Annotated in this window: 12 protein-coding genes; 7 read left to right on the top strand and 5 right to left on the bottom strand. The window is 40.0% G+C overall.

What is annotated here, in order from left to right; all coding sequences use genetic code 11:
• Positions 1-33 precede the first annotated feature (33 nt).
• Positions 34-621: a CDP-alcohol phosphatidyltransferase family protein gene (locus tag N6A79_RS10840; protein ID WP_268545950.1), complete on the bottom strand. Its 588-nt coding sequence runs from the start codon at positions 619-621 to the stop codon at positions 34-36.
• 91 nt (positions 622-712) lie between these two features.
• Here N6A79_RS10840 and N6A79_RS10835 point away from each other — a divergent pair, with 91 nt between their 5' ends.
• The 4 genes from N6A79_RS10835 to N6A79_RS10820 are packed head-to-tail and all read left to right on the top strand — an operon-like array spanning position 713 to position 5,821.
• Positions 713-2,491, top strand: coding sequence for a bifunctional alpha/beta hydrolase/class I SAM-dependent methyltransferase (locus tag N6A79_RS10835; RefSeq protein ID WP_268545949.1), 1,779 nt, complete (start codon positions 713-715; stop codon positions 2,489-2,491).
• Between the two features lie 21 nt (positions 2,492-2,512).
• Complete coding sequence (locus tag N6A79_RS10830) at positions 2,513-4,228, top strand: phosphatase PAP2/dual specificity phosphatase family protein (RefSeq protein WP_268545948.1); 1,716 nt, start codon at positions 2,513-2,515, stop codon at positions 4,226-4,228.
• A complete protein-coding gene (locus N6A79_RS10825; RefSeq protein WP_182417637.1) occupies positions 4,216-4,887 on the top strand; it encodes a lysophospholipid acyltransferase family protein in 672 nt (223 codons plus the stop codon). The genes N6A79_RS10830 and N6A79_RS10825 overlap by 13 nt, the downstream gene beginning before the upstream one ends.
• On the top strand, positions 4,880-5,821 hold the full coding sequence (locus N6A79_RS10820; protein ID WP_268545947.1) for a phosphatidate cytidylyltransferase: 942 nt from the start codon (positions 4,880-4,882) through the stop codon (positions 5,819-5,821). Before N6A79_RS10825 ends, N6A79_RS10820 begins: the two co-directional genes overlap by 8 nt.
• A 162-nt stretch (positions 5,822-5,983) precedes the next feature.
• Here the strand turns inward: N6A79_RS10820 and N6A79_RS10815 are convergent, their stop codons facing one another.
• Together N6A79_RS10815 and N6A79_RS10810 are read right to left on the bottom strand one after the other, a co-directional pair.
• Entirely contained in the window at positions 5,984-7,204 is a 1,221-nt protein-coding gene (locus N6A79_RS10815; protein ID WP_182417635.1) for an argininosuccinate synthase, read from the bottom strand.
• Positions 7,205-7,395: 191 nt separating this feature from the next.
• Positions 7,396-8,004 carry a hypothetical protein gene (locus N6A79_RS10810; RefSeq protein ID WP_268545946.1) on the bottom strand — a complete coding sequence of 203 codons (609 nt, stop codon included), beginning with the start codon at positions 8,002-8,004 and terminating at the stop codon, positions 7,396-7,398.
• Positions 8,005-8,284: 280 nt separating this feature from the next.
• On the opposite strand from N6A79_RS10810, the gene N6A79_RS10805 reads away from it, so the two are divergent.
• Both N6A79_RS10805 and N6A79_RS10800 read left to right on the top strand, forming a co-directional pair.
• Positions 8,285-8,887, top strand: a complete 603-nt coding sequence (locus N6A79_RS10805) for a rhodanese-like domain-containing protein (protein WP_268545945.1) — start codon at positions 8,285-8,287, stop codon at positions 8,885-8,887.
• A gap of 268 nt (positions 8,888-9,155) precedes the next feature.
• On the top strand, positions 9,156-9,278 hold the full coding sequence (locus tag N6A79_RS10800; RefSeq protein WP_268545944.1) for a hypothetical protein: 123 nt from the start codon (positions 9,156-9,158) through the stop codon (positions 9,276-9,278).
• Here the strand turns inward: N6A79_RS10800 and N6A79_RS10795 are convergent.
• Complete coding sequence (locus tag N6A79_RS10795; protein ID WP_268545943.1) at positions 9,275-9,871, bottom strand: hypothetical protein; 597 nt, start codon at positions 9,869-9,871, stop codon at positions 9,275-9,277. The genes N6A79_RS10800 and N6A79_RS10795 overlap by 4 nt on opposite strands.
• 363 nt (positions 9,872-10,234) lie before the next feature.
• Between N6A79_RS10795 and N6A79_RS10790 the strand changes: the two genes are divergently transcribed.
• Positions 10,235-11,068: a hypothetical protein gene (locus tag N6A79_RS10790; RefSeq protein WP_268545942.1), complete on the top strand. Its 834-nt coding sequence runs from the start codon at positions 10,235-10,237 to the stop codon at positions 11,066-11,068.
• 63 nt (positions 11,069-11,131) lie between these two features.
• Here the strand turns inward: N6A79_RS10790 and clpB are convergent, their stop codons facing one another.
• The gene (clpB, locus tag N6A79_RS10785) at positions 11,132-13,732 is read right to left on the bottom strand and encodes an ATP-dependent chaperone ClpB (RefSeq protein WP_182417630.1); all 2,601 of its coding nucleotides are present in this window, start codon (positions 13,730-13,732) and stop codon (positions 11,132-11,134) included.
• Positions 13,733-13,971: the final 239 nt, after the last annotated feature.

The following is a 13,971-nucleotide window of genomic DNA, read 5'->3' as shown; positions in this document are numbered from 1 at the left end:
ATGAAAATAAATTTCTGGACTAAAATAGCGCCATTATAGATTATTAATGACGCGCTTTATAATTGTAACAATGAGTAGTGCGATTACTAGCCAAGCAATAAATATGCTCCAACTTGGCAGGTTGACAGCTAAGCCGACCCACAGCCCTAATGCACCAAAAACAAAAGCGCGGTCACTTTTACCCATTGGTCCATCATAACGGCGAGTACCACCGATAAGTGGACCCATAACTCCGGCATATTCCGATAGAACGGCTAAAAAGATAATAAGTGGCATTACAATTTGACCAAATGCGCCAACAAAACAAAAGGGCAAATAGAGTGCGCTATCTGCAATAACATCGCATAATTCATTTAAAAAGCCGCCAAGTTTGCTTTGTTGATTATGCTCGCGTGCTAGCATACCATCAATGGCATTTAACGCCATACGAATGAACAACCAGAGCGGTAAAAGGCAAAACCAAAGTGAGGGGCCGCGCCAGCTTAAAAAAAGGCCAAGTATAACTGAAAGCACGCATGCGGCTATCGTTACTTGATTTGCGGTTATACCCTTTTTTGCCAAAAAAATGACGGTCGGGCGCAATAAATTTTGAAAACGTGACTTTAAAGCATAAATTGACACAAAAAATTGCCCTATTTTTTTATAAAGGTTTGACAATAGTTTAGTTAGATAGTTCATGATGCAATTTACAATAAAAAGCAAGGTAACAAGCATGGCTTTAAATGATATGTTAAAAAGACCGGTAGAAAAATGTGAATTTACAACTTTTGATGGTGAAACAATACATTACCTTGCTTGGGCAGTAAAAGATAAAAAAACAAAAGGTGCAATCTTTCTTTTTCATCGTGGCCATGAGCATAGCGGGCGTATGGCCCATTTGGTTGATGAGTTAGAGCTACCTGATTATAATTTTTATGCTTGGGATGCGCGTGGGCATGGAAATTCTACAGGTAAGCGCGGCTTTGCTCCTGATTATGCAACTATGATCCGTGATATGGATGATTTTATTCGCTCCACTATAAAAAAGGACAACATTGCAATTGAGGATGTTGCAATTATTGCACAAAGCGTAGGCGCTGTTACTGCATCGGCTTGGGTTCATGATTATGCACCCAATATTCGCGCTATGATTTTGGCGTCTCCAGCTTTTAAGGTGAAGCTCTATGTGCCTTTTGCTCGCACTGGCATTAAGGTATGGCAAAAAATAAAGGGACAGTTTTTTGTTAATTCCTATGTTAAAGCTAAATTTCTTTCTCATGATCCAACACGTATCAAATCATTTGATGAAGATCCGCTCATTTCACGGGCTATTGCTTCCAATATTTTGTTAGAGCTTTATGAAGTTGCAGATCGCGTGGTTAGTGATGCTGGCGCTATATACGTACCAACGCAATTATTTATATCGGGTGCTGATTGGGTTGTGCATCATAAGCCGCAACATATTTTTTATGAAAATTTGGGCAGTTCGATAAAAGAGCGCCATGTTCTTGATGGTTTTTATCATGATACATTAGGTGAAAAAAATAGGGATATGGCCTTAATTGACATGCGCCGCTTTCTTGAAGAACGATTTAATGCGCCCTATCAAAAAGCAGATTTAACTAAAAGTCATTTAACAGGCCACACCCGCCGCGAAGCCGATCAATTAGCGCGGCCACTTGGCTCATTTGAGCCAAAGGGGCTTTATTATGCTGCCTATCGCGCTAATCTTGTTCTTGGTGGTGTATTATCAAAAGGCATTGGTATTGGTCAAAAAACCGGTTTTGACTCCGGATCGACCCTTGATTATGTTTATGAAGATTTGCCACGCGGCAAAGGTATTTTAGGTCGCATGGTTGATAAAACCTTTTTAAATGCTATTGGTTGGCGCGGTATCCGCCAACGCAAAATCCATATTGAACAGTTTATAAAGCAAGCAATAGGTGAATTGAGCAAGGAAGATAAGCCGATCCATATGGTTGATATTGCTGCGGGGCATGGACGTTATGTGTTGGATAGCCTTAAAACTTTGGCGATTAAGCCGACGTCCCTTTTTTTACGCGATTATTCCGATATTAACATTGAAGCAGGGCGTAAAGCCATCAAAGACCGCAATTTTGAAAGCTTTGCCCGTTTTGAAAAAGGTGATGCTTTTGACGAGGCAAGTTTAAGCTCTATAGAACCACGCCCCAATATTGCGGTGGTATCAGGTCTTTATGAATTATTTGCAGATAATGATCTTATTACAAAATCTTTGCATGGGCTTGCAAAGGCAATGGATAAGGATGGTTATCTTATCTATACTAATCAACCTTATCACCCGCAGCTTGAAATGATTGCACGCGCATTAACCTCGCACCGCCAAAAAAATGGCGAGGGACAAGCTTGGGTCATGCGCAGGCGCAGCCAAGCGGAAATGGATCAATTGGTTGCAAATGCTGGATTTGACAAACAAGCGCAACTTATCGATAAGTGGGGAATCTTTACCGTTTCAATTGCAAAGCGGCGGTAAAACATTGATGGGGAAAGCTATATGATTCATTTTAAAAAACGGGTTTTTAAATATGCCTTTTGGTGGTTGTTATTTTTAGCACCGTTTTTTTATATTTCTTATGGCTTTGCCAATTTAATCGCAGATAATTATTTGGGCATCGGTGAAATTTATTATCATTGGGAAAAAGCTATTCCCTTTTTAGCTTGGACGATTATTCCTTATTGGTGTCTTAATATTTTTTATGGTCTATCGCTATTTATTCAAAAAAATAAAGGTGGTGTAAGCCGACTTGCTGGGCGTTATTTAACCGCGCAGCTTATCGCTGTTGCTTGCTTCATTCTTTTCCCGCTAAAAATAAGTTTCATAAAGCCTGAAACGGTTGGCCTATTTGGTCAGCTTTTTGATCATCTCGCGGCCTTTGATAAGCCTTATAACCAAGCGCCCTCATTGCATATTGCATTGTTAACCATTGTTTGGGATTTGTGGCGTAAGCGCTTAACCGGCATCTGGCTTGTTTTATGGCATATTTTTTGCGCCCTTATCGCAATTTCCGTGCTTACAACCTATCAACATCATTTTATTGATATACCAACGGGATTTTTATTAGGTGTTTTTTGCCTTTGGCTTTTCCCAGAAGAGGGCGCATTGCCATTTAGCAATTTTAAGCGGATTGATAATCTTCGCCAAAAAAATATTGCGTTGATTTATTTTGGTCTTTCTCTCATCTGTGGTAATATTGCTTATTGGTTGTTTGCTGATGGTTGGGGCTTGTTGGCACTTTGGCCAATGGTTTCTTTTGCGCTTTTAGGTTATGGCTATATTGGGGCCGGCGTAAAAGTCTTTCAAAAGAGCCAAGATGGCAATGTTAGTTTTGCTTCCTTAGTGATCTTTGTACCTTATCGACTTTGCGCTTTGATAAATAGTAGGTTATGGACACGCAATATTGCTCCATATAATGAAATTGCGGGCAATATTTATTTAGGGCGCTTTCCTAGTTTCAAGCAAGTGAAACGATTTTCGAAAATTATTGATCTGACAAGCGAGTTTCACAAACCAATGGGGACAAAACATTGGTATAGTTTTCCGATGCTAGACCTTGTTAAGCCGGATATTAAAATAGCGAGTAAAGCCGTTGCCGCCATTGGCGACAATCCGCAAGAACCTGTTCTTGTTTGTTGTGCTTTGGGTATGCAGCGCAGTGCCGTTGTACTTGGCAAATATTTATGTGAAAAAAATTACACCGATGACATGGCAAGCGCAAAAGTTTTGTTACAAAAACATCGCCCGGTTGTTTTTGAAACGAATGAACGGCGTGTTAGTGGTTTTTCTTTTGCTGCTGCTGCTTTTTATTGCTTTTTTAATATTATTTTGGTCGCTTTATTTATCTGGCCTCTCTATGATTATATGGTTAATTATACTTATGTTTTTGACCAGCTTTATGGCATGGAATTTTTTCTCTTATTGATGATTTATGGCTATGCTTTTTTTCTAATTTTGCGTCTTGTGTTTGATGCTTGGTTGTTTTTTAAACAACGACATGCTGCAACAATTGCTGAAGGCCTCCAAAATATAGATCGCGTTTTATTACGTGCAGCATTGCGTGCTGCACCGCCATCAAATGATGTAACACAGCGAATGAACAATATTTATCTCATGACAAAAAGCCTTTGGGTTAGTGTTTCTATTGGCTTTATTGGCATTGCTGGTTTGATGTTTTATCGCAGTTTAATAAAGGCTTTCCTATGGCTTATGTAAAGCATAGCTTTGATCTTATGGTAGCGGTCGTTTTCGTTGGGCTTGCGAAAGTGATTACTGGTGTAAAGGGCTTTTTTGTAACTGAACCTGATGGCGATCAAACCATTTATTATGCCAACCATGCAAGCCATGGTGATCTTATTGTTGTTATGGCGGCATTACCACGCCATTTGCGTCCTAATTTGCGTGCCGTAGCCGCCGCAGATTATTGGAATAGCGGATTTTTTAAGCGTTATATTGCGCAATATGTTTTAAATGTCGTGACGATAGAACGACAAAAAATTAACCGCCATAATAATCCTTTGCATGCCTTGGATGGTGCGCTAGATAAGGGGTGTTCCTTATTAATATTCCCCGAAGGTACCCGCAATATGTCGGGCAATAGCCTATTGCCCTTCCGCTCGGGTCTTTATCAATTAGCAAAAGCGCATCCCACTATTCGACTAGTACCGTGCTGGATTGACAATATGACCCGCATTTTGCCAAAAGGTGCGCTGATACCAGTTCCACTGTTATGCCGTGTACAATTTGGCGCGCCTATTTATATCAAGGACGGTGAAATGAAGCTTGATTTTTTAAATCGCGCGCAAAATGAGTTATTGGCTTTGGCAAACGTAAATAATGTCGATGTGCTGCAAGAGGTAAAAATTAATGACTGAAATGACATGGTTGTTTGTCTTGCTATTCATCGTTTTGGCGATTGCTAGCACAATTTCGCTTGTTTTAATGGCGCGTTATAAACAGCGCCATGAAGGTATACTTTCTTCTGGTCTTATCAATCTTAATGCTCGGATCAATGCTTGGTGGGTTATGGTGATGGTTATTGGCATCGCCTTTGCATTTGGTAAAAAAGGTGTCATTATTTTGTTTTTATTGGCATCGCTTGCGGCATTTCGCGAGTTTTTGACCATTGTCTATACTGCGCGTAGCGATCATCGTTTATTGGTTGGCGTATTTTTGATTGCTATACCACTGCAATATTTTCTACTTTGGTACGAGTGGTATGGTGTTTTTACTATTTTTATTCCCGTTTATTGCTTTTTGGCCGCCGCTGCTTGGATGGCTATAAAAGGCGATACCAAACGATATTTGGAACGGGTTTCTGAACTGCAATGGGGTTTGATGCTTTCAACCTATTGTCTTAGTTACGTACCGGCATTAGCGACGCTACTGATTATAGATTATGATAAAAATCCACTATTATTAATTGCGTTTTTGCTAATTACTGTGCAAGGCAGTGATGTGTTACAATATGTTTTTGGTAAATTATTTGGCAATAAAGCTATCGCACCTCATGTTTCGCCATCCAAGACATGGGCGGGTTTTATTGGCGGTGTTGCCACAACCTCAATTCTTGGTGCAGCATTATTCTGGTTAACGCCTTTTTCACCGCTTATTGCAGCACTTATGGCGTGCTTATGTGCACTTATGGGCTTTTTAGGTGGGCTTGTTGCTTCTGCTATAAAGCGTGATAAGGGCGTTAAGGATTGGGGCAATATCATTCATGGTCATGGTGGCATGATGGATCGTGCCGATAGTCTCGTTTTTGCCGCACCGATATTTTTTCATTTAACGCGATATTTTTATGCTTAAAATAAAAGCAGCCTATTTTGTAGGCTGCTTTGAGAGCGTTTTCCGAAAAGTGTGAAGCGGTTTTCGGACCAAAAACGCGCTATAAGCAATGGATTAGCGCGCCGATCTGATCCAATCAGATCGGCGCGCTAAGAATTATTATAAAACTTAAGCGGTTAAGCTTTATTTTTGGTTGCGAGCCGCAAGGGTGCGCAAACGCAAAGCATTAAGCTTAATAAAACCAGCAGCGTCTTTTTGGTCATAAGCACCTTGATCGTCTTCAAAGGTTACCAATTTGTCTGAGTAAAGTGACTTATTGCTGCTGCGGCCTTCAACCATGACATTGCCTTTATATAGCTTCAAGGTTACTTCACCTTCAACATGTTCTTGGCTAAGATCAATCGCTGCTTGCAACATTTTACGCTCTGGTGAGAACCAGAAACCATAATAGATAAGTTCGGCATAGCGCGGCATTAACTCATCTTTTAAATGGGCGGCACCGCGATCAAGAGTAATTGATTCAATTGCACGGTGGGCGGTAAGAAGAATTGTGCCGCCGGGCGTTTCATAAATGCCGCGCGATTTCATGCCAACAAAACGGTTCTCGACAAGATCAAGTCTACCAATGCCATTTTCACGACCATAATCATTAAGCTTTGCCAAAAGTGTAGCAGGGGAAAGACGTGTACCATTAATGGAAACAGCATCGCCCTTTTCAAAACCGATAGTAATGGTTGTGGCTTTATCAGGGGCTGCTTCAGGTGAAACGGTGCGCATATGCACATATTCAGGTGCTGGTTGTGCCGGATCTTCCAATACTTTGCCCTCTGATGAAGAGTGTAAAAGATTAGCATCAACCGAAAATGGCGCTTCGCCTTGCTTGTCTTTGGTAACTGGAATTTGATGAGCTTCAGCAAATTCAATCAAATCTGTACGGCTTTTGAAAGCCCAATCGCGCCAAGGAGCAATGATTTTAATGTCTGGATTAAGCGCATAGGCCGATAGTTCAAACCGCACCTGATCATTGCCTTTACCTGTTGCGCCATGGGCAATAGCGTCAGCCCCTGTATCGCGGGCAATCTCAATTAGACGTTGTGAAATAAGCGGGCGGGCAATTGATGTGCCAAGCAAATAAACACCTTCATAGACGGCATTGGCACGGAACATGGGGAAAACGAAATCACGAACAAATTCTTCGCGCAAATCTTCGATATAGATCTCTTTAATACCCATCATTTCAGCTTTGCGGCGTGCTGGCTCCAGCTCTTCACCTTGGCCAAGATCAGCGGTAAAGGTGACAACTTCTGCACCTAATTCGGTTTGTAACCATTTTAGGATGATCGAAGTATCAAGACCGCCAGAATAGGCGAGAACGACTTTTTTTACATCTTTGAATTTGTTCATTTCAAAAGGCCTGGCTTATTGTTAATGGTTGAACATATATTTGTTTTAACAAGCTATTGCTGATGTGCAGGCAATAGAACTCGAAAAATCATTGTTTAAATCTTAACCGATTTTAATACTTAAAGACAATGTCTTTTTACATATTATCAAATTTGAAAAAGAATTATATGGGATCAGATCACTGTAAACATCTAAGGAAGCAACCAAAACCCTATAAGTGCAAAACCAACTGCAAAAAATGGGTCTAAATATTGCGTCTTTTGGCTTAATTTGTTTTCGATTGGTGCAAGGGTTAAAAGTAAAATCAGATAATAATAAGCCAAGGTAAGAATTAAGAAAACACCACCAACGCTTATGGCAAAATTCTCAAAAATATAAGACGTAACGCCGATGCGGCCTAATGAAATTGAAAACATGATAAGAAATGCAGTGCAAAAAACAAAATTAATTATACCAAGAAATGCACCAACAAAAAATAGTGGCAATCTATTTTGATCAAATCGTGTAAAACGGCCAGTTAGACAGATAAAGCAATAAAAAAAACAAAAGGCTAAAAGCGCAAGAGTAAAATAAGTTCGATAAGGTTCAATGAAATCAAGATAGATATTAGGGAACATGCCAAGAAGACAGCTAGCAATCATGCCGCTTATGAAAAAGCCTGCAACAGAAATAATGCTTGCATAACGCCCGCCAAGCACTGCTTGACGGATAAAAAATAGCGGCTGTACGCACATAACAAACTGGGTAAGAGCCATAAAAATAGCGAAACTACCCAAAAATTGTAATATGAAAAAATGCATGAAATATCCATGTCTTTAAAAATTGGTTTATCTTGTTATATCCCAATTAATTATAAATTTGGCAATATTTATTTTAAGCCAATGCTTTTGCCTAGGTGATAGTCATAAAAACGCTATAATTAGTAAGATAAAGTAATTTTTGATCAAAATTCTATAATTAGAATAAATATCTGCATGTTTTAAATGCTTTATAAATATAGGCCTTTGTGTTACATAGTGGTTTTTAAATTATCATACGGCAACGTATATTTAAGCGAAATATTTATATTAGGATGTAAATATGAAAAATATAATGGCGAGTTTATTTATATTTATGTTTGGCTTTTCGCTAGCTTTTGCAGGTGAAACAACCTCTAAGCTTTCAGTAAGTGTAGAGCAACTTCCCCCATCCTTAGTTGATTTGGATAATTTTCTTGTGCTTGCCAAAGAGGTTCAACCTCATCGTAGCGCACGGCTTTTACATCTTGATGAATTTTTAGAGCTCTCGCGTAAAGATAACGTTATTTTGCTGGATGCCCGTTCCGCGCGAGCATTTAGTATTGCCCATTTAAAAGGTGCAATTAACCTTGACTTTACAGATTTTTCTCAAGCGGCTTTGCAAAGGATCATTCCGGATAAAAACACCACTATTTTAATTTACTGCAACAATAATTTTAGTGGGCAGGAAAATAATCTTTTGTTAGCAAGCGCTTTCCCATCAAAGGTTGCAATAAATCAGCAGGCTATAGGATCAAGTTTGCCAATTATGTTGGCCCTTAATTTGCAAACCTACATAAACCTATATGGCTATGGTTATACCAATGTCTATGAATTAGCTGATCTTGTGCCAGTTACTGATCCGCGTATTGTGTTTGAAGGGGAAGTTAATTCATCCAAGGAGTAAAGGCTTGAGCGTAGTTTGCTCAAGTTAAAATAAGCTAACGGTTGATTGTACTATGATCACCTTTAAGGCGGCGCGCCAATAACCGCTTTTTAATATTCCAACAACTTAAACAATAGCGAACTTTTTTGGTCTGAATGAAGATGGTTGCATCAAAGTGCCGAAATATAAAAATTGGCTTTAAAATTATTCTTTGTGCAATCACTTCTTACGTGCTGAAGTAATTCATTTAATATTTGCGGTACGGACAGTGTACCATATGAGAACACAAATGGTTAAGTTAGTTTATGGAAAGTTGGAAAATTATGAACATGCTGGTTGCAAAGGTGAAGCTATTGAATATGGTGAAGCTGTCAAGTCAGATAGAGAAGAGGATAGTATTATTTTACGCTAACCATACAAGCGTAAGGGCGCGACAGCCAAGACAATCCAGATGCCAAATCCTGCAAATAAAGTGCCAAATACCGGATCAATCACATCTTGGTAACGCCTTAGGCTACGATAAACAGGTTTTGACGTTAAAACTAAGATAAGACTTAGCGCAATTATCGCACAGATAAACAACACAACCATATTATGGATAATAAGACCATTTGGAATGCTATTCAAATTTTCAATAAGTAGTATTTCGCTATCATGCAAAGCAAACAGAAAGCTAACATTGAAACCAAGTATAATACCAAGAATAAAATTCAGTGGTTTTATTGCCCACATTGGTTGGTCATTAATTCGGTTAAGCGATGCCATTTTGCCGACAATGCAAATGAAGCCGAATACAAAACAAAAAAGAGCAAAATAAAGTTTAAAGTTGATAATCTTTTGGTTAAATTCATTCCAGATAGGCATTTTTGCAAAATATGCAAAAAGAAGAATGATTATGCCGCTTAATATAAAACCGATAACGCTATAAATCGCGTCACCTCGTCTGCAGGTTAAGGCTTGGCGCGCAAATATAAGAATATTAATTAATGTAAAAATATAAAGCATGTTTTGCACTTCATCTTATGTTTAGAGGTGAATGTCTTGTAAATATTTAAACCAATGAGATGGTGATTTAGCGATGTTTTATTGTATTAATCAACTGCCTTTTGAGCGTTTAGCTGTCAAATACCCGATTAAATGCTGGAAACAGCTTGTTAATGCTATGAATTAAATGTGAAGTGCTTTTTCAGCTTATTTTTCATTAAAGATGGGAATGTTAATCATTAGCGGTTATAATGCGTGCAAAGTCTACGGTAGGGATAAACCAATACACGCATTTATCGTCTTTCAACCCTTTATAATATCGGTATTATTTCTTGGTTTGGACTGGCGTTGGATTGAGTCTTTCTTTTATAAATGGCATTTTAAATGATTAAAAATGGTATGAAAAAAGCAGCCTTTGCTGCATTGCTATCTCTAAGTGTTATGGGTTTAAGTGGTATCGGGCTTGCCAAGGCGGATGGCTTGGTTTGCCAAAATAATGGTCAAGATGGCAATTTGCCATTTGTACAAGATATTGCCAAGGCGTTAAAGTTTGACACTTTGGCCTTTGCCTCTTGTCGTCCCTCGCCAAACCATATTGACATGACTTATATTACTTTGCTGCGTCCCTCACAAGGGCAGGAAAAATGCGAAAAAAATTGTCAATATGACATTGCCTTTATCTTAGCTGGTACTAAAACCGGTAAAGTAACCAAGCAGCTTATTCAAAAAGATGCAATCATTGAAGGTGATGCCAAATTATCCAGCATTTCAATCGATGATACGCTTTATCAGCTAAGTCCTGATCAGCGTGCAACCGCCGTACAGATGAATTTTGAAAGAACAACGCCAGACCTTAAAGAAGCAAGACGCGATCTTTATTTGTTGATAGAGCGTGACAATGAATTTAAGGCTGGCCTTGGCAATGTTGCAAGCCCTGATGATTCAGAATTGACCAAATTGGTAATGGATAGAACCGTTACCCATGTTAAACAAAATGAACAATGCTATAGCTATCAAATGGTGTTAAAGCGTAAAATTAGCCTTGGTAGCTATTCCAATGGTTTTCGTGCCCTTGAAATAAATACTGATATTAATGATAAAGTTGCTAAGCTAGAAAATGAAAATTGCGTAGAAGTACCTATTACTACTAGCACAGGGCAAACCACAGTACCTTTTAATGGGACAGTATATTTTATTCCTGAATGGATTTCCCATTAATTAAACGGATGATTATTTTTAAAGAATAAATAAAAACCGCCTCTTTCGAGGCGGTTTTTTGTTTTATTCGGCTTTTTCAGCAAAAACAGGGCTTGGCTTAAAATTAAGCCTATCTGAGCCGCGCAATATATGAACATTAGAGCCGTCCAAGACATCGCCCATTAAAATGCGCTCAGACAATGGATCTTGCACTTCGCGCTGGATGACGCGCTTAAGTGGGCGCGCACCATAAACTGGGTCATAACCTTTTTCAGCAAGCCATTCACGCGCATCCTCATCAATATCCAAAGTGATCTTGCGGTCATCAAGCAAGGACTGTAATCTTTGCAATTGGATATTTACAATTGCCCCCATTTCTGAACGATGCAAGCGATGGAAAAGAATAACTTCATCGACACGGTTCAAAAATTCTGGGCGGAATGCTGCACGAACCACACTCATTACCTGTTCACGAGCTTTTTCTGCTTCTTCATCATCGCCAAGCTGGGTCAAATATTCTGCCCCAAGATTGGACGTCATGATGATTAAAGTATTGCGAAAATCAACTGTACGCCCTTGTCCATCAGTTAACCGTCCATCATCCAATACTTGCAACAACACATTAAATACGTCAGGGTGAGCCTTTTCAATTTCATCGAAAAGAACAACTTGATAGGGACGCCGCCGCACGGCCTCAGTCAATGCACCACCTTCTTCATAGCCGACATAGCCGGGAGGCGCACCAATTAAGCGCGATACGGAATGCTTTTCCATATATTCCGACATATCAAGACGCACCATTGCTGTTTCATCTTGAAAGAGGAATGAAGCAAGCGCTTTGGTAAGCTCAGTTTTACCAACGCCTGTTGGCCCCAAGAAAATAAACGAACCAATTGGTCGATTAGGATCTTGCAAGCCAGCACGAGCGCGGCGAACCGCACGCGATACAGCTTGCACGGCCTCACCTTGACCAACAACACGTTTACCAATTTCATCTTCCATACGAAGCAAGCGTTCGCGCTCGCCCTCTAACATGGAATCGACCGGAATACCTGTCCAACGCGAAACCACCTGTGCCACATGTTCTGATGTCACAGTTTCTTCAACCATTGAGGTGCGCCCCTCTTGGCTTTCAGCATCATGCAATTGCTTTTCAAGTTCTGGTATCTTGCCATAAGCAAGTTCACCAGCTTTTTGAAATTCGCCATTGCGTTGGGCAATAGCCAAAGCATTGCGTGCTTCATCAAGCTGACGCTTGAGGTCGGCTGCATGGCCAAGCTTTTGCTTTTCTGCCTGCCATTTTGCTGTGATCTCATTGGATAATTCCTCAAGCTCAACAAGATCATTTTCAAGCCGCTCTAAACGATCACGCGATGCGGTGTCTTTTTCAACCTTAAGCGCTTCTCGTTCGATTTTGAGCTGCATAACGCGGCGGTCAATCTCATCAAGTTCTTCTGGCTTGGAATCAACCTGCATTCTTAGGCGCGATGCTGCCTCGTCAACAAGGTCAATTGCTTTATCAGGCAAGAAGCGGTCGGTTATGTAACGGTTTGACAAGGTTGCCGCAGCAACAAGAGCCGAATCCGATACACGCACCTTATGATGTTGTTCGTATTTTTCCTTAATGCCGCGTAAAATTGAGATCGTGTCTTCAACCGTTGGCTCATCAACAAAGATTGGCTGGAAGCGGCGAGCAAGCGCAGCATCCTTTTCCACATATTTGCGATATTCTTCCAAAGTTGTTGCACCAACGCAGTGTAATTCACCGCGTGCAAGTGCTGGCTTTAAAAGGTTGGAAGCATCCATTGCACCATCAGTCTTGCCTGCGCCAACAAGGGTGTGCATTTCATCAATAAATAAAATGACTTGCCCAGCAGCAGCTTGCACTTCTGATAACACGCCTTTCAAACGCTCTTCAAACTCACCGCGATATTTCGCACCAGCAATCATCGCACCAAGATCAAGGGCAAGCAAAGATTTATCACGCAAAGATTCAGGCACATCTTCATTGACGATACGCAATGCCAAACCTTCAACAACTGCGGTTTTACCAACGCCCGGCTCACCAATCAATACAGGGTTATTTTTTGTGCGGCGTGACAAAACCTGAATTGTACGGCGAATTTCCTCATCGCGGCCAATAACAGGGTCAAGTTTGCCATTACGCGCATCTTCAGTAAGATCACGAGCGTATTTTTTTAAAGCATCATATTGGTTTTCAGCAGAGGCAGAATCGGCAGTGCGCCCTTTTCTCATATCATTAATTACCTTATTAAGAGCATTAGGCGTTACGCCGCCTTTGGCAATAATTTCATGGGTTTTAGCAGTTTTTTCCATAGCCAAAGCTTGCAATAAACGCTCAACGGTTACAAAGCTATCGCCAGCCTTATTGGCTAACTCTTCAGCTGTGGTGAAAACTTTTGCTAGTGGTTGGGCAAGATAAAGCTGACCATTGCCGCCAGTAATTTTGGGTATGGCACTAAGAGCCGCATCAAGTGCTGTTTTAATTGCAGAAAGATTGCCGCCAGCTTTTTCAATCAGTGAGGCGCAAAAACCTTCATTATCATCAATTAACACTTTAAGAAGATGCTCTGGCAAAAACTGCTGATTATCAGCTGAAAGTGCAGCATTTTGAGCGGCTTGAATAAAACCGCGAACTCGTTCTGTATATTTTTCTAAATTCATTTTATTTTCCCTTTCCCGCAACCTGAAAACATATTTGAAAAGATTTTAAATATGCTCTGGTTTAACAATGCAGCATTACGGTTGGTGGAAATTGAAAGCTCCCATTATGGCAAGCTTGTTTTCCTAATCTGATATGGGAATGATTTTAAATGACAGCAAGAGATAGCAGATAATTTTTTTTAATATTTTGGAAGCTCCTTGGTAAAATAAATGCTTTTTTAAATTGTGGGTTTATGTTT

The organism is Bartonella sp. HY761 (assembly GCF_026743145.1).
In the GTDB taxonomy this organism is placed as follows: domain Bacteria; phylum Pseudomonadota; class Alphaproteobacteria; order Rhizobiales; family Rhizobiaceae; genus HY038.
Note: the sequence above shows the minus strand (reverse complement) of the source record. Positions and strands in the feature narration are given on the sequence as shown.